The 16040-nt window shown below is 72.3% G+C and carries 12 protein-coding genes and 1 pseudogene; 8 read left to right on the top strand and 5 right to left on the bottom strand.

The window, feature by feature from the left end:
• The first annotated feature begins 9 nt into the window (after positions 1-9).
• Positions 10-1047: a lysophospholipid acyltransferase family protein gene (locus tag ACQEVS_RS15905; RefSeq protein ID WP_433020943.1), complete on the top strand. Its 1038-nt coding sequence runs from the start codon at positions 10-12 to the stop codon at positions 1045-1047.
• A 96-nt stretch (positions 1048-1143) separates the two neighbouring features.
• On the opposite strand, the pseudogene ACQEVS_RS15900 reads toward ACQEVS_RS15905, so the two are convergent.
• From ACQEVS_RS15900 to ACQEVS_RS15885, 4 genes and pseudogenes are all read right to left on the bottom strand, one after another.
• Positions 1144-2363 (bottom strand): annotated as a pseudogene (locus ACQEVS_RS15900) (DUF5667 domain-containing protein).
• A gap of 234 nt (positions 2364-2597) precedes the next feature.
• Positions 2598-3416, bottom strand: a complete 819-nt coding sequence (locus ACQEVS_RS15895) for an ECF subfamily RNA polymerase sigma factor, BldN family (RefSeq protein ID WP_433020940.1) — start codon at positions 3414-3416, stop codon at positions 2598-2600.
• Positions 3417-3932: 516 nt separating this feature from the next.
• Positions 3933-4907 carry an HAD family hydrolase gene (locus ACQEVS_RS15890; protein WP_433027582.1) on the bottom strand — a complete coding sequence of 325 codons (975 nt, stop codon included), beginning with the start codon at positions 4905-4907 and terminating at the stop codon, positions 3933-3935.
• 173 nt (positions 4908-5080) lie between these two features.
• On the bottom strand, positions 5081-5350 hold the full coding sequence (locus ACQEVS_RS15885) for a glutaredoxin family protein (protein ID WP_433020937.1): 270 nt from the start codon (positions 5348-5350) through the stop codon (positions 5081-5083).
• Positions 5351-5796: 446 nt separating this feature from the next.
• On the opposite strand from ACQEVS_RS15885, the gene ACQEVS_RS15880 reads away from it, so the two are divergent.
• The 6 genes from ACQEVS_RS15880 to ACQEVS_RS15855 all read left to right on the top strand — a co-directional run bounded on the left by ACQEVS_RS15880 (position 5797) and on the right by ACQEVS_RS15855 (position 12336).
• The gene (locus ACQEVS_RS15880; RefSeq protein WP_433020934.1) at positions 5797-6582 is read left to right on the top strand and encodes a redox-sensing transcriptional repressor Rex; all 786 of its coding nucleotides are present in this window, start codon (positions 5797-5799) and stop codon (positions 6580-6582) included.
• Complete coding sequence (locus tag ACQEVS_RS15875) at positions 6579-7961, top strand: glutamyl-tRNA reductase (RefSeq protein WP_433020931.1); 1383 nt, start codon at positions 6579-6581, stop codon at positions 7959-7961. The genes ACQEVS_RS15880 and ACQEVS_RS15875 overlap by 4 nt, the downstream gene beginning before the upstream one ends.
• Positions 7958-8920, top strand: coding sequence for a hydroxymethylbilane synthase (gene hemC, locus ACQEVS_RS15870; RefSeq protein ID WP_433020928.1), 963 nt, complete (start codon positions 7958-7960; stop codon positions 8918-8920). The genes ACQEVS_RS15875 and hemC overlap by 4 nt, the downstream gene beginning before the upstream one ends.
• Positions 8917-10566, top strand: a complete 1650-nt coding sequence (locus tag ACQEVS_RS15865) for a uroporphyrinogen-III synthase (RefSeq protein WP_433020925.1) — start codon at positions 8917-8919, stop codon at positions 10564-10566. Before hemC ends, ACQEVS_RS15865 begins: the two co-directional genes overlap by 4 nt.
• Positions 10563-11558: a porphobilinogen synthase gene (hemB, locus tag ACQEVS_RS15860; RefSeq protein WP_433020922.1), complete on the top strand. Its 996-nt coding sequence runs from the start codon at positions 10563-10565 to the stop codon at positions 11556-11558. Before ACQEVS_RS15865 ends, hemB begins: the two co-directional genes overlap by 4 nt.
• Positions 11559-11886: 328 nt before the next feature.
• Positions 11887-12336 (top strand): ATP-binding protein, encoded by a 450-nt coding sequence (locus ACQEVS_RS15855; protein ID WP_433020919.1) that lies wholly within the window; start codon positions 11887-11889, stop codon positions 12334-12336.
• Between the two features lie 4 nt (positions 12337-12340).
• Here the strand turns inward: ACQEVS_RS15855 and argS are convergent, their stop codons facing one another.
• Positions 12341-14104 carry an arginine--tRNA ligase gene (gene argS, locus ACQEVS_RS15850; protein ID WP_433020916.1) on the bottom strand — a complete coding sequence of 588 codons (1764 nt, stop codon included), beginning with the start codon at positions 14102-14104 and terminating at the stop codon, positions 12341-12343.
• A gap of 194 nt (positions 14105-14298) precedes the next feature.
• Here argS and lysS point away from each other — a divergent pair, with 194 nt between their 5' ends.
• Complete coding sequence (gene lysS / locus ACQEVS_RS15845; protein ID WP_433020914.1) at positions 14299-16032, top strand: lysine--tRNA ligase; 1734 nt, start codon at positions 14299-14301, stop codon at positions 16030-16032.
• Positions 16033-16040: the final 8 nt, after the last annotated feature.

Genomic DNA, 16040 nt, shown 5'->3' with positions numbered 1-16040 from the left:
GCACGCACCATGGCGGACGCGAAGGTCATCCCGTTCGGTGAGGAGCCGCGCTCCCGGCGGCGGTCACGGCGCGGCGCCCAGGCCGGCCGTACCCCGCGGACCGCCGCGGCGCCCCTCGCGCCCGTCCCGCCGCCGCGCGACGAGCCGGCCGCGGCGGACGCGACGGACGGTGCTTCCGGGACTCCCGGCGCCGCCGAGGCGGCCGCGGACGGCTGGGAGCGGAAGGTCGCCCACGGCCTGAACTTCCTGCGCCGCCGCATCACCGGCGACTACGAGGTGGACGAGTTCGGCTTCGACAAGGAGCTCACCGACCAGGTCGTGCTCTCCGCCCTGCGCCCGTTCGCCGAGAAGTACTTCCGGGTGGAGGTGCGGGGGATCGAGAACATCCCGGAGAAGGGCGCGGCGCTGGTCGTCGCCAACCACTCCGGGACGCTCCCGATCGACGGGCTGATGCTCCAGGTGGCCGTGCACGACCACCACCCGGCGGCGCGGCACGTCCGGATGCTCGCCGCCGACCTGGTCTTCAAGCTGCCCGTCGTCAACGAGATCTCCCGCAAGCTCGGCCACACCCTCGCCTGTGCCGAGGACGCGCAGCGGCTGCTGGAGCGCGGCGAGGTGGTGGGGGTGATGCCGGAGGGGTTCAAGGGGATCGGGAAGCCGTTCTCGGAGCGGTACCGGCTGCAGCGCTTCGGCCGGGGCGGCTTCGTGTCGACGGCGCTGCGGGCCGGGGCACCGATCGTGCCGTGCTCGATCGTCGGGGCCGAGGAGATCTACCCGATGATCGGCAACTCCAAGACGCTGGCGCGGCTGCTCGGGCTGCCGTACTTCCCGCTGACGCCGACGTTCCCCTGGCTCGGGCCGCTGGGCGCGGTCCCGCTGCCGACGAAGTGGACGATCCAGTTCGGGGAGCCGGTGCCCACCGACGGCTATCCGCCGGAGGCGGCGGACGACCCGATGCTGATGTTCAACCTGACCGACCAGGTGCGGGAGACGATCCAGCACACGCTCTACAAGCTGCTGGTGCAGCGGCGGTCGGTGTTCTTCTGATCCCGGAGCCCTTCCGGCGCGATCTCGGCGGAAGGAAAACGGTGGCCGGCGTCCCCGTGGGAACGCCGGCCACCGCCGCGTCGGACCTGTCGGCCGCTACTTCTGCTCCTCGCCGTGGATGCCGAGCCCCGGGATGATGTCCGGGAGCAGCGGCGGGAGGGTGACGTCCGGCTGCTTGGACGGCTTGCCGTCCTTGCCGTGCGGCGCGGTGCCGGCCGGGCCGGAGCTCTCCGCGGGCGGGGCCGGGTGGAGCAGGCCCGTGCCGCCGAGCAGCCCTTCCTGCTCGTCCTGGGCGCTCTGGGAGGGCGCCGCCGGGCGGTGGGACGCGTGCTTGTCGCCGCCGCTCGCCGACGTGCGGGGCGCGGGCGCGCTGTGGCCCGGGGTGCTCCGGTGGTCGGAGTGGGGAGGAGTGGCGGTGTGCTGGCCGTGGTTCTCGTGCCGCTCCTTGTCGTGGATCAGCGACTGCAGCGGCTCGATCTCGTCGTCTATGGCTCTGAAGACCGAACTGACGTCGTCCCGGACGTCGGTGAGCTGGAGCGGCAGCCGGTCGCGCAGCTGGCTCCAGCCCTCGCGGTGCGAGGCGGTGAACGACGAGAGCCGCCGCAGCGGGCCCAGCGAGCCGTCCTGGTGGTAGGCGGCCCGCAGCAGGCGGTGGCCCTCGGAGACGTCCTGGCGCATGCCGGTGAGGGTCTTGCGGATCTCGCTCAGCGACTCGTGGTCGAGGTGGCCGGAGCGGCCCCGCTCCATCAGCCGGCGCGCCTCCTGGAGGCGGGTGGACGCCTGGTCGAGGAGGATGTCACCGCGCTCGGAATCGCTGTCGGCCATGCCGAGCTTGAGGTCCTCCATGCCGCGCTTGAGCCCGTAAAGGGTGTCTCCCGGAAGGGCGTTGGAGCTGGCGGCGGCGACTCCGCCGAGGGCTCCGGCCGCCACGCCCACCGTGAGGCCGCCGGCCGCCAGTCCCTTGGACCAGCGGGAGCGCGGCTTGAGCCGGCCGAGCGGGCCGGCCCGGTGGGCCCCCGGCCGGAGGACCCGGAGGCCGCCGGGGCCCTGCGGGGCTCCGGGACCGTCGCGGTGCCACCGGCGAACTGGGCCTCCATGGCGGCGATCAGCTGCGCCCGCTGCACGGTCCGCACCTCGGGATCGAGCTCCGGGGCGGGCAGCGCTGCGAGGCCGTCGGCCAGGCTCAGCAACCGCCCCCGTTCGGCCTCGTCCGCCGGTGCGCCGGTCCGTACGGCCGCCTCGCCCTGGAGTTCCTGCTCCTCCAGAGCTTGGGCGAAGGCGTTCGCCCGCCGGTGCGCCGAAACGTTCGCGATCACAGGCGGCACCTCCTCTCGTCATGACCATCGACTCCCCCGGACACCTGGAGGTTGCACGCCTTGAGTGCATCCACTCGATCGAGTGAGTGTGTGCGGGCATGGCGCGACAGCGGGAAGTCTGCATCCCGCACAACGAGCGGCGTGGCAGTCGGGTTACGCGCCGCCGTCGCGGGCGGGCCGTCGGGGCGGCCGGCCGGCGGGGTCCCGGCGGCGTCTCACCGGGTCGGCGGCGGCTCAGCGGGCGTCGTCGGGGAGGAGCCGGGCGAGGGTGCGGACGGCCCGGTACTGCAGGGTCTTGATCGCGCCTTCGTTCTTCCCCATGACCCGGGCGGTCTCGGCGACCGACAGGCCCTGGAGGAAGCGCAGGGTGACGCACTCCTGCTGCTGGGGGTTGAGCTTGCGCACCGCCTCCAACAGGGCGGCGTTGGACAGGGATTCGAGGACGGAGTCCTCGGGGCTGCGCTCGACCTCGTTGGCGTCGAGCATCTCGCCGGTGGTGACTTCCAGGCGGAACCGGGAGGACTTGAAGTGGTCCGCGACGAGGTTGCGGGCGATGGTGACCAGCCAGGCGCCGAAGTCACGGCCCTGCCAGGTGAAGGTGCCGATGCGGCGCAGGGCGCGCAGGAACGTCTCGCTGGTCAGGTCCTCGGCCGTGGCCCGGCCGCCGACGCGGTAGTAGATGTAGCGGTAGACGGTGTCGGCGTACTGGTCGTAGAGGCGGCCGAACGCCTCGGCCTCGCCGGCCTGGGCGCGCTCGACGAGGTCCAGCATGCGGGCGCTGTCGCTGTCGGCGCTGGGACGGCGCGTGGGGGTGGTCGTGGCGGCCGTGGTGGCCGAAGCGCCGCGGCGGGCGCGTCTGCCGACGGCGGCGCCGGCCTCGGCGAGTGCGTAGCAGGGGCTCCTTTGCCCGGCAGCGCCAACGGCTACCGCGGGGATGGGTGTGGCGAAGGCGGGGACGGCGTACGCGGTGGGGACGAAGCCGCGCAGGCGGTCGACGACCGCTGCGCGCAGCGTAGCCAGGCCCGAGGCGTCAACCCCGACGTGTGGGTACACGGGACTCCCAGAGGCAGAGCTTCCATCACGTGCAGTGCCGGTGCTTTCACTCGACGTAGGGACAAGCGAGGTACCGGATTGCGTCTGAGGAGAATAACCCTTCGTACAGGCAGCACTACACCGAGTTGCTCAAATCACCGTTTCCGTTCGCACTTCCACCTATTGCTGCACGTTCAAATATCGAACTCCCGGCGGAAGTTGACCGTATTTGCTGTGGGTGTGGCCGATTGGGCAGCGTGTTGTGGCAATCCGGACACGGCAGGACTGTCGGGGGTTGAGTGGGGGTATGACAACCGGATTGCCTGTGGGGGAACGCCGGTTACGCAGAGTGGCCAGTGGGGCTTCTGCGGCTCGGCTGGGTGATCGCCCGATCCGGTGACGGCGAGTGGCGGGCCGGGGCGCGGGATTTCGCCGCGGCGCATTTCGCCGCGGCCCCGGCCTGTCGCCGGAGTGCGGCTCGTCGTCGGAGCCGTGGAGGTGTCGGAGTCGCGTCGGGGTCCCGGCGTCGCGCGGTCGTCAGCGGCGGCGGCGGTGCAGGGCGACGGCCGCGGCGGCGCCGCCCGCCAGGGCGCCCAGGCCGACGGCGGCCGGGATGCCGATCCGGGCCGCCTTGCGGCCGGTGCGGTAGTCGCGCAGCCGCCAGCCGTGCTCCCGGGCGTGGCGCCGCAGCCGCGCGTCGGGGTTGACCGCGCAGGGGTGGCCGACCAGCGAGAGCATCGGGATGTCGTTGGCGGAGTCGCTGTACGCGGCGCACCGGGAGAGCTCCAGGCCCTCGGCCGCGACCAGCGCGCGGACGGCCTCCGCCTTGGCCGGGCCGTGCAGCATCTCGCCGACGAGCTTGCCCGTGTAGACGCCGCCGACCGACTCGGCGACGGTGCCCAGGGCGCCGGTCAGGCCGAGCCGGCGGGCGATGATCGTCGCGGTCTCGACGGGGGCCGCGGTGACCAGCCAGACCTTCTGGCCCGCGTCCAGGTGGGCCTGGGCGAGGGCGCGGGTGCCGGGCCAGATGCGCTCGGCCATGTACTCGTCGTAGATCTCCTCGCCGACGGACATCAGCTCGGAGACCCGGTGGCCCTTGACGATCGACAGGGCGCTGTCGCGCGCGTCCTGGATGTGCGCCGGGTCCTCGTTGCCCGCCAGCCGGAACCACGCCTGCTGCCAGGCGAACCGGGCGAGTTCGCGCTTGCGGAAGAAGTGCCGCTTGTACAGGCCCCGGCCGAAGTGGAAGAGGGCGGCGCCCTGCATCACGGTGTTGTCGAGGTCGAAGAAGGCCGCCGCCTTGGCGTCGCCCGCCACGGGGAACTCCGGCTCCGCGGTCCGCGCGGCCTTCTTGCCGCTCGGCGCGGGCGTCTCCTCGACGACGGCCGGCGCGGCCTCCCGGGCCTCCTGCTCCTGGACCGTCTTGCGGGCCGCCTCGGCCGCCGCCTCGCCTGCCCGGACGCTGCGCGCGGTGGCGTAGCGGCGCGGCGAGAGCCACGTGAGCCAGGACAGCCAGCGGAATTCGAGGCGCGCCCCGAAGGGGCTCCTGCCGGGACGGCGGTCGGGCGACGGGTGGGCCATGCCGCGAGCATAGCCAGTTTGTTCGGAGTGATCAGGACGGTGAAGGAGCCCTGACATGAACGATACGTGTCGGTAACCTCGGGGCGCCGCCCGCGCGGGGCGGGTCAGCCGCCGAGGGCCTTGCGGAGCCGGTCCGGGTCCACGCGCCAGAAGTCGTGCTGCTCCCCGTCGATCAGGACGACCGGGATCTGCTCCCAGTACTTGCGGTGCAGCTCCTCGTCCTCGTTGATGTCCTTCTTCTCCCAGCGGGTGCCCAGGCCGCCGCAGACCTCGGCGATCACGGCCTCGGCGGCGTCGCAGAGGTGGCAGCCGGGCTTGCCGACCAGGGTGACCAGGTGATCCGCGGGGTTCTTGCGGCGGCGCAGCAGACTCATGCCGCCATTGTGCCGGGGCCGGACGGGTGCGGTGAGGGCCGGACGGGCCCTGGTGATCAGGGAGGACCGGGGAAGGGGAGCGTTCCCGAACGGCTGCCGCGGGCGCTCCCCGGCCGCTCCCGGGCGGTTCCCGCGCGGGGCGAATAGGTGCCTGAGTCGACTACCATCATGGGCGATTTGTAGGTGTCCGGGGGTATAGCGGTGAGGAGTGAGCGCCCGTGTCCCCGTCGACCGACCCCTGGTGCGGGCGTGACGTGCGTGGTTGTAGGCGCGACCCGGCCAATGGTTCCCCGAACGGGCCGAAAGACCGCGTGACGCCTGTCACTTTGCACGGACAAAGCGGACACCATCTTTGTGCACGCGTTCACAAAGACATAGCCTGCATACGACGGGGCGGTCCTGGGACAGGGCGCCGCCCGCAGCCCCGCTCTACCCGCAGGAGCACCGTGGCAACTGGCCGAACTCACCGACCGGCGACCCGAAGCCGAGGGATCCCCGAGGCCACCGTCGCCCGGCTCCCGCTGTATCTGCGCGCGTTGACCGCGCTCTCCGAGCGCTCGGTCCCCACGGTCTCCTCGGAGGAGCTCGCGACGGCGGCGGGGGTCAACTCCGCCAAGCTGCGCAAGGACTTCAGCTACCTCGGCTCGTACGGCACCCGCGGCGTGGGCTACGACGTGGAGTACCTCGTCTACCAGATCTCCCGTGAGCTCGGCCTGACCCAGGACTGGCCGGTCGTCATCGTCGGCATCGGCAACCTCGGCGCGGCGCTCGCCAACTACGGCGGCTTCGCCTCCCGCGGCTTCCGCGTCGCGGCCCTGATCGACGCCGACCCCGCGATGGCGGGCAAGCCGGTGGCCGGGCTGCCCGTCCGGCACACCGACGAACTCGAGTCGATCATCAGCGACAACGGCGTCTCCATCGGCGTCATCGCCACCCCGGCCGGCGCCGCCCAGCAGGTCTGCGACCGCCTGGTGGCCGCCGGGGTCACCTCGATCCTCAACTTCGCGCCGACCGTGCTCGCGGTGCCGGACGGCGTCGACGTCCGCAAGGTCGACCTGTCGATCGAGCTCCAGATCCTGGCCTTCCACGAGCAGCGCAAGGCCGGGGAGGAGCCGGGGCAGGGCGCGCGGACCGCGGCTTCGCGATCGGGAAGCGCCCGTCCGGCCGCCGCCGCGGCCCGCGGCGGCAGGAAGGGTCCGGACGGGGACGTCCCCGCCGTGATGCCGGCATGAGCCTGCTCGTCGTCGGTCTCAGCCACCGCAGCTCACCGGTGAGCGTGCTGGAGCGGGCCTCGCTGACCCCCGAGGCCAAGGCCGCGCTGGTGCACGACACCCTCGCGGCCGAGCCGGCCACCGAGGCGGCCGTCCTGGCCACCTGCAACCGGATCGAGCTCTACGCCGACGTGGACAAGTTCCACGCCGGTGTCGCCGAGCTGTCCACGCTGCTCGCCCGCCACACGGGCGTCCCGCTGGACGAGCTCACCCCGCACCTCTACGTCCACTACGAGGACCGGGCCGTCCACCACCTCTTCTCGGTGGCCTGCGGCCTGGACTCGATGGTCGTCGGCGAGGGCCAGATCCTCGGCCAGATCAAGGACGCCCTCGCCCTCGGCCAGGAGCTGCACTCCGCCGGCCGGCTGCTCAACGACCTGTTCCAGCAGGCCCTGCGGGTCGGCAAGCGCGCCCACAGCGAGACCGGCATCGACCGGGCCGGGCAGTCGCTGGTCACCTTCGGCCTGCAGCAGCTCCACGACGGCCCGTCCGTCGAGGAGTGGGCCGCGGGCAAGCGGGCCCTGGTCATCGGCGCCGGCTCCATGTCGTCCCTCGCCGCCGCCACCCTGGCGCGCGCCGGAGTGGGCCACGTGGCCGTCGCCAACCGGACCCTGGAGCGGGCCCGGCGGCTGGTGGAGATCCTCACCGAGCCCGGTGCCGCGCGCGTCACCGCGAGCGCCGTCGAGATGACCGCCCTGCCGGACGAGCTCGCGCTCGCCGACATCGTCGTCTCCTGCACCGGCGCCACCGGACTCGTCCTCACCGCCGACGCGGTCACCGCCGCGCTCGCTGGCCGGCCCGGCTGCGCCGTCGACGCCGACTGCGCCCGTCTCGCCCTGCTCGACCTCGCCATGCCGCGCGACATCGACGCCGCCGCGCACGGGATCGACGGCGTGCGGTTCGTCGACATCGAGGCGCTCGCCGGGGCCTCGGCCGACGCGCCCATGGCCGCCGACGTCGACCGGGTGCGGACCATCGTCTCCGACGAGGTCGCCGCCTTCGGCGCCGCCCAGCGCGCCGCCCACATCACGCCCACCGTGGTCGCCCTGCGCACCATGGCCGCGGACGTGGTCGCGGGCGAGATCGCCCGGCTCGACGGGCGGCTGCCCGGGCTGGACGACAAGCAGCGCGCCGAGATCACCCAGACCGTCCGCCGCGTCGTCGACAAGCTCCTCCACGCGCCCACCGTGCGCGTCAAGGAACTCGCCTCGACCCCCGGCGGCGCCGGCTACGCAGACGCCCTGCGGGAGCTGTTCGACCTCGACCCGCAGGCGGTCGCCGCCGTCAGCCGGGCCGACGCGCGGCACGAGACCAAGAACAACGCACGGGAGTCGGCATGAACGGCACAACCCCGCTGCGCCTGGGCACCCGGCGCAGCAAGCTGGCCATGGCCCAGTCGGGCCAGGTCGCCGAGGCGGTGAGCCGGCTGACCGGACGCCCCGTCGAGCTGGTCGAGATCACCACCTACGGGGACGTCTCGCGCGAGCACCTGGCGCAGATCGGCGGCACCGGGGTGTTCGTCTCCGCGCTGCGCGACGCGCTGCTCGCCGGCGAGGTCGACTTCGCCGTGCACTCGCTCAAGGACCTGCCGACCGCGCAGCCCGACGACCTCGTCCTGGCCGCCGTCCCGCGCCGCGAGGACCCGCGCGACGTGCTGATCGCCCGCGACGGCCTGTCCTTCGAGGAGCTGCCGGCCGGCGCCCGGATCGGCACCGGCTCGCCGCGCCGCATGGCCCAGCTCAACGCCTGGGCCCGCGCGCTCGGCAAGGAGATCGAGACCGTGCCGGTCCGCGGCAACGTCGACACCCGGCTCGGCTTCGTCACCGGCGGGGAACTCGACGCGGTCGTGCTGGCCGCCGCCGGGCTGACCCGCCTCGGCCGGATCGACGTGGCGACCGAGTTCCTGTCGCCCGACACCGTTTTGCCCGCCCCCGGCCAGGGGGCCCTGGCGATCGAGTGCGCCGCCACCGCCGCGCCGCTCGCCGCCGTGCTCGCCGAGCTCGACGACCCGTACACCCGGGCCGCCGTGACCGCCGAGCGTTCCCTGCTCGCCGCCCTGGAGGCCGGCTGCTCCGCACCCGTGGGTGCGCTGGCCGACACCTTGGGAGACGAGCAGGACGTACCCGAAATGCGCCTGCGCGGCGTCGTCGGCACGACCGACGGCTCGACGCTGGTGCAGCTGTCCACCACCGGTCCCGTTCCCGCGTCGCACCACGACGCCCTGGCCCTCGGACGCGAACTCGCGGCCGACATGCTGGACAAGGGTGCGGCCGGTCTTATGGGGGAGCGAGCACATTGAACCCCACCGCCCCGAACCACTCCGCGCACGGGCACGTCACCTTCCTCGGTGCGGGCCCCGGCGATCCGGGACTGCTGACGCTCCGCGCCGTCGAGGCGCTGGCATCCGCGGACGTCCTGATCGCCGACCCACAGGTGCTGGAGGTGGTGCGCGCACATGCGCGCGCACATGTGGACATGCCGGCGCAGCCCGTCCCTGACGAGGCGTCAAAGGCCGTCGGCATCCCTGTCCTCAGGGACACGGCCAATCTTGTCATGACGGCCGCGCGCGGCGGCAAGCGGGTCGTCCGTGCGGTCCTCGGCGACCCCGGCCTCGACGGGAACGCCGCCGACGAGATGCTCGCCTGCGCCGCCGAGGGCATCACCTTCGAGGTGGTCCCCGGCATCGCCACCGCCGTCGGCGTACCCGCCTACGCCGGTGTGCCGCTGCGCGACCCGAAGGGCGGCGACGTGCGGTTCGTCGACGCCCGGACCGCCTCCGACACCTGCTGGTCCGAGGTGGGCGCGAGCCAGGCCACGGTCGTGGTGACGACCACCCTGGACACCGTCACCGCCGCCGCCGGCGAACTGGTCGCGGCCGGCCGCAAGCCGGACACCCCGCTGAGCGTCACCGTCGCCGGCACCACCACCCGCCAGCGCACCTGGACGGCCACCCTCGGCACGATCGCCCAGGTGCTCAAGGCCGCCAAGGTGCTGCCGTCGCCCGACGGCGGACAGCCGGTGATAGCCGTGGTCGGCGAGCGCAGCGCGGCCGACCACCGCGAGCCGCTGTCCTGGTTCGAGTCCAAGCCGCTGTTCGGCTGGAACGTCCTGGTGCCGCGCACCAAGGAGCAGGCCGCGTCGCTCTCCGACCAGCTCCGCTCGTACGGCGCCGTGCCGCACGAGGTGCCGACCATCGCCGTCGAACCGCCGCGCACCCCGCAGCAGATGGAGCGCGCGGTCAAGGGCCTGGTCACCGGGCGCTACGAGTGGATCGCCTTCACGTCCGTGAACGCCGTCAAGGCGGTGCGCGAGAAGTTCGAGGAGTACGGGCTGGACGCGCGTGCCTTCGCCGGCATCAAGGTCGCCGCCGTCGGCGAGCAGACCGCCAAGTCGCTGATCGAGTTCGGCGTCAAGCCCGACCTGGTGCCGAGCGGCGAGCAGTCGGCCGCCGGGCTGCTGGAGGACTGGCCGCCCTACGACCCGGTCTTCGACCCGATCGACCGCGTCTTCCTGCCGCGCGCCGACATCGCCACCGAGACCCTGGTGGCGGGCCTGATCGAGCTCGGCTGGGAGGTGGACGACGTCACCGCCTACCGGACGGTGCGCGCCTCGCCGCCGCCGGCCGAGACCCGCGAGGCGATCAAGGGCGGCGGCTTCGACGCCGTGCTCTTCACGTCCTCGTCCACCGTGCGGAACCTCGTCGGCATCGCCGGCAAGCCGCACAACGTCACCGTCATCGCCTGCATCGGCCCGGCCACCGCGAAGACCGCGGAGGAACACGGCCTGCGGGTGGACGTGCTGTCGCCCGAGCCCTCGGTGCACAAGCTCGCCGAGGCGCTCGCGGAGTTCGGGGCCGCGCGGCGCGACGCCGCGATCGAGGCCGGTGACCCGGTCACGCGCCCGAGCGAGCGGCGGCCCGGATCGCGTAGAAGGGCACGGAGTTGAGCACCACGTACGGCACGTTCCCGGGGGCCCGGCCCCGCCGGCTCCGCACCACCCCGGCCATGCGCCGGATGGTCGCCGAGTACCGGCTGCACCCGTCCGACCTGATCCTTCCCGCCTTCGTGCGGGAGGGCGTCACCGAGCCGGTGCCGATCTCGGCCATGCCCGGGGTCGTGCAGCACAGCCGTGACACGCTGCGGAAGGCCGCCGTCGAGGCGGTCGAGGCGGGCGTCTCCGGGATCATGCTCTTCGGTGTGCCCGAGGAGGCGAAGAAGGACGCGCTCGGCACCGCGGGCACCGATCCGGACGGCATCCTCCAGGTCGCCATCCGCGATGTGAAGGCCGAGGTCGGCGACGAGCTCGTCATCATGTCCGACCTGTGCCTGGACGAGTTCACGGATCACGGGCACTGCGGTGTGCTCGACTCCGACGGGCGGGTGGACAACGACGCCACTCTGGAGCGGTACGCCGAGATGGCCCAGGTCCAGGCCGATGCGGGCGTCCATGTGGTGGGCCCCAGCGGGATGATGGACGGTCAGGTCGGGGTCATCCGGGATGCCCTGGACCAGACCGGGCATGAGGACGTATCCGTCCTCGCGTACACCGCGAAGTACGCGTCGGCGTTCTACGGGCCGTTCCGGGAGGCCGTCGGGTCGTCCTTGCAGGGGGACCGGAAGACGTACCAGCAGGATCCGGCGAACCTTCGGGAGTCGATGCGTGAGCTCGCGCTCGACCTTGAGGAGGGTGCGGACATGGTCATGGTGAAGCCGGCGCTGCCCTACCTCGACGTGCTTGCCAAGGTCGCCGAGGCGGTGGACGTGCCCGTCGCGGCTTACCAGATCTCTGGTGAGTACGCGATGGTCGAGGCCGCTGCGGCCAATGGGTGGATCGATCGGGAGCGGGCCATTCTGGAGACGCTCACGGGGATCAAGCGGGCCGGGGCCAACATGATCCTGACGTATTGGGCGACGGAGGTCGCGCGGCAGTTGGGCTGACGCGGTCGGGGTGCCCCGGTCCCGCCCCTTCTCCGTTTCTTGCGGGAGGGCCCGCACCCCTGAGCGCGCCTGCGGCGCGCGTCCTCAAACGCCAGACGGGCTGACTACAGCCCGTCCGGCGTTTGAGGACAACCGCGCGGAGCGCGGTTTCGGGGTCTGGGGCGCAGCCCCAGGAATCGGCGAAGGGGAGGGACCGGGGCACCCCCACCGTTTCGTACCCCCGTGTCACCCACATAGGTCGTCTCTCCCCGAAACCGGGCACCCCTGGCACCGGAAAACCGAACATGACTACTCTGCGTGTCAGATCGCTCACTCTGTGGAGGCGTGCATGAGTCATGAGCCGGATCTCGCCGACGACTGGGAATACACGCTCCAGGTCCCGTCCGACCCGATGGCACCGTGCATCGCCCGGCGCACCCTCCGCACCATCTTCGAGGAGCACGGGTTCCTCGAACTCGCCGACACCGCCGAGTTGCTGACGTCCGAGCTGGTCACCAACGCCTACCGGTACTCCGACGGGCCCGCGTCCGTGCGGGTGCGGCGGGACGGGGACCGGGTGCGGGTCGCCGTCTGGGACACCAACCCGCGGATGCCCGCGCTGGACGCCGTGCCGCCCGCCGACGCCGCCGGGCCGGAGGCCGAGCGGGGGCGGGGGCTCGGCCTCGTCCAGCGGTGTGCCGACAGCTGGGGCGGGTTCGCGCTCCGGGATCAACCCCAGGGGCTGGTGGGGAAGTTGATCTGGTTCGAGCTCGGAGCGCCGACGGGCGCGGCCGGCTGAGGCGTCAGAGGCGCTCGGGCGTGTGGATGCCCAGCAGCGCCATGCCCTGCCGCAGCGTGCGGGCGGTCAGGTCGACGAGGAACAGGCGGTTCTCCACGACCTCCGGCGCGTTCTCGTCGCTGAGCACCTGGCACTGGTCGTAGAACGTCGTCAGGTGCGAGGCCAGCTGGTACAGGTAGCCGGCCAGCTTGTGCGGCTCGTACGACGCGGCGACCTCGGTGACGATCTCGCCGAACTGGTCCAGGTGCAGACCCAGCGCCCGCTCGGCCGGGGCCAGCGGCAGCTCCGGGTGGGCGGCCGGCGCGACCTCGCCCGCCTTGCGGAGGATCGAGCGGATCCGCGCGTAGGCGTACTGGAGGTAGACGGACGTGTCGCCGTTCAGCGACACCATCTGGTCCAGGTCGAACTTGTAGTCGCGGGAGACCGAGGTGGACAGGTCGGCGTACTTCACCGCGCCGATGCCCACGTGCCGGCCGTTCTCCACGATCTCCTGCTCCGACAGGCCCACCTTCTCGGCCTTGTCGCGCACCACGGCCGTGGCCCGGTCGATCGCCTCGTCCAGCAGGTCCACCAGCCGGACGGTCTCGCCCTCACGGGTCTTGAACGGCTTGCCGTCCTTGCCGAGCACCGTGCCGAAGCCGAGCATCACGGCCTGGGTGTCGTCGGTCAGCCAGCCCGCCCGGCGCGCCGTCTCGAAGACCATCTTGAAGTGCAGCGACTGGCGGCTGTCCACCACATACAGCAGGGTGTCGGCCTTGAGGTTGAACACCCGGTCGCGGATCGCCGACAGGTCCGTCGCCGCGTAGCCGAAGCCGCCGTCGGACTTCTGGACGATCAGCGGGACCGGCTTGCCCTCCGGGCCCTTCACGTCGTCGAAGAAGACGCACAGCGCGCCCTCCGAACGGACCGCGACACCGGACTCCTCCAGGAGCCGGCAGGTCTCCGCGAGCATGTCGTTGTAGCCGGACTCGCCGACGATGTCCTCGTCGCGGATCTCCACGTCCAGCTTGTCGAAGACCGAGTAGAAATAGATCTTCGACTCGTCGACGAACCGCTGCCAGAGCGCGAGGGTCTCCTCGTCGCCCGCCTGGAGGTCCACCACCCGGCGCCGGGCGCGGGCCTTGAACGCGTCGTCGGAGTCGAACAGGGTGCGGGACGCCTTGTAGAGCCGGTTGAGGTTGGACATCGCCTCCTCGCCGGAGATCTCGCCCTCGTGGTCCAGCTCGTGCGGGTGCTCGGTCAGGTACTGGATGAGCATGCCGAACTGGGTGCCCCAGTCGCCGATGTGGTGACGGCTGACGACCTTCTCGCCGACGAACTCCAGGGTCTTGACGACCGAGTTGCCGATCACCGAGTTCCGCAGGTGGCCGACGTGCATCTCCTTGGCCACGTTCGGCTGCGCCCAGTCGATGACCGTGGTGCCCGGGTGCTCCTTGAAGGGCACGCCCAGGCGGTCGTCCGCGTACCGCGCGGCCAGCGTTTGCAGGATCGCGCCGTCGGTGAGGGTGACGTTGAGGAAGCCCGGGCCCGACACCTCGACGTCCGCGATCAGCTCGTCCGCCGGCAGGTTCCCGACGACCTTGGCGGCCAGCTCGCGCGGGTTCCCCTTGAGCTTCTTGGCCAGCGCCAGCATCCCGTTGGCCTGGAAGTCCGCGCGGTCGCTCCGTCGCAGCAGCGGGTCGGCGGCGCCGGCCTCCGGCAGGGCCGCCGAGAGCGCGTCCGCGATGCGCCGGTCGAGCGTGGATGCGAGGGAGGGAACCAAAGCCATGGGAAGCGGGCCCATTCCTTGTAGGGGGCGTGCGTGCTGAGGGCGACCTGTGGATGAGAGCGGCGCCGCTGCACCGAGTATCCCATGCCGATATCACAGGCCCCGCGCGCTTTTTCGCGCCTCCCCGGGCAACCGGCGGCCCCCCGCCGCCGTCTGGGACAATGGTCATGCCAGACCGTAAGGAAGGAAGTGCCGTGGCTCAGGCTCAGAGCACCGAGGCCGACTGGGTCTCCCGTTTCGCCGACGAGGTCATCGCCGAAGGCGAGCGCCGCGCGCCCGGCAAACCCATCGTCGTCGCGTCCGGCCTCAGCCCCTCCGGCCCGATCCACCTGGGCAACCTGCGCGAGGTCATGACCCCGCACCTGGTCGCCGACGAGATCCGGCGCCGCGGCCACCAGGTCCGCCACGTGCTGTCCTGGGACGACTACGACCGTTACCGCAAGGTCCCGGCCGGCGTCCCCGGCATCGACGAGTCCTGGGCCGAGCACATCGGCAAGCCGCTGACCTCGGTCCCGGCCCCCGCCGGCTCGGCGTACCCGAACTGGGCCGAGCACTTCAAGGCCGCCATGGTCGAGGCCCTGGCCGAGCTGGGCGTCGAGTACGACCCGATCAGCCAGACCGAGCAGTACACCTCCGGTGCCTACCGCGAGCAGATCCTGCACGCGATGAAGCACCGCGCCGACATCGACGCGGTCCTCGACCAGTACCGGACGAAGGACAAGGCGACCGGCAAGCCGAAGCAGCAGCAGAAGAAGGTCGAGGAGGCCGAGCTGGAGGCCGCCGAGGGCTCCGGCGCGGCGAGCGAGGACGACGGCAGCGGCGGCGGCGCGGGCTACTTCCCGTACAAGCCCTACTGCGGCGCCTGCGAGCGCGACCTCACCACGGTCACGGCGTACGACGACGAGAGCACCGAGCTCTCGTACACCTGCGTCTGCGGCCACTCCGAGACCGTCCTGCTCAGCGAGTTCAACCGCGGCAAGCTGGTCTGGAAGGTCGACTGGCCGATGCGCTGGGCCTTCGAGGGCGTGATCTTCGAGCCCTCCGGCGTCGACCACTCCTCGCCCGGCTCCTCCTTCGTCGTCGGCGGCCAGATCGTCCGCAAGATCTTCGGCGGCGAGCAGCCGATCGGCCCGATGTACGCCTTCGTCGGCATCAGCGGCATGGCCAAGATGTCGTCGTCGAGGGGCGGGGTCCCGACCCCGGGCGACGCACTGAAGATCATGGAAGCGCCGCTGCTGCGCTGGCTCTACGCCCGCCGCAAGCCCAACCAGTCCTTCAAGATCGCCTTCGACCAGGAGATCCAGCGGCTCTACGACGAGTGGGACAAGCTGGAGGCCAAGGTCGCCGACGGCTCCGTGCTGCCCGCCGACGCCGCCGCGTACAGCCGCGCCGCCCGCACCGCCGCCGGCGAGCTGCCCCGCACCCCGCGCCCGCTGCCGTACCGGACGCTCGCCTCGGTCGTCGACATCACCGCCGGCCACGACGAGCAGACGCTGCGCATCCTCGGCGACCTCGACCCGGAGAACCCGGTCACCTCGCTCGACGAGACCCGGCCCCGGCTGGACCGCGCCGAGTACTGGATCAACACCCAGGTCCCGGCCGACCAGCGGACCATCGTCCGCGACGAGCCCGACACCGAGACCCTCGCCGCCCTCGACGAGCAGGGCCGCGAATCGCTGCGGCTGCTCCTCGCCGGGCTGGACGAGCACTGGTCGCTCGACGGGCTCACCACCCTGGTCTACGGCGTGCCCAAGATCCAGGCGGGCCTGGAGCCGGACGCCAAGCCCACCCCCGAGCTGAAGGTCGCCCAGCGCTCCTTCTTCGCGCTGCTCTACCAGCTGCTCGTCGGCCGGGACACCGGGCCGCGACTGCCCACCCTGCTCCTCGCCGTCGGCGCGGACCGGGTGCGCAAGCTGCTCGCCGTCTGACGCGCCGC

Origin of the sequence: Streptomyces sp. CA-181903 (genome assembly GCF_050937075.1) — a bacterium.
Taxonomy (GTDB): domain Bacteria; phylum Actinomycetota; class Actinomycetes; order Streptomycetales; family Streptomycetaceae; genus Streptomyces.
The sequence above is the reverse complement of the archived record's forward strand: the minus strand, read 5'-3'. Positions and strand labels throughout refer to the sequence as shown.

What these genes read in the sequence shown, in the direction of transcription:
- hemC (WP_433020928.1), top strand. Translation starts at nt 7,958, where the DNA reads ATGAACGGCACAACCCCGCTGCGCCTGGGCACCCGGCGCAGCAAGCTG.
- argS (WP_433020916.1), bottom strand. Translation starts at nt 14,104, where the DNA reads ATGGCTTTGGTTCCCTCCCTCGCATCCACGCTCGACCGGCGCATCGCG.
- ACQEVS_RS15875 (WP_433020931.1), top strand. Translation starts at nt 6,579, where the DNA reads ATGAGCCTGCTCGTCGTCGGTCTCAGCCACCGCAGCTCACCGGTGAGC.
- ACQEVS_RS15855 (WP_433020919.1), top strand. Translation starts at nt 11,887, where the DNA reads ATGAGTCATGAGCCGGATCTCGCCGACGACTGGGAATACACGCTCCAG.
- ACQEVS_RS15885 (WP_433020937.1), bottom strand. Translation starts at nt 5,350, where the DNA reads ATGAGTCTGCTGCGCCGCCGCAAGAACCCCGCGGATCACCTGGTCACC.
- ACQEVS_RS15905 (WP_433020943.1), top strand. Translation starts at nt 10, where the DNA reads ATGGCGGACGCGAAGGTCATCCCGTTCGGTGAGGAGCCGCGCTCCCGG.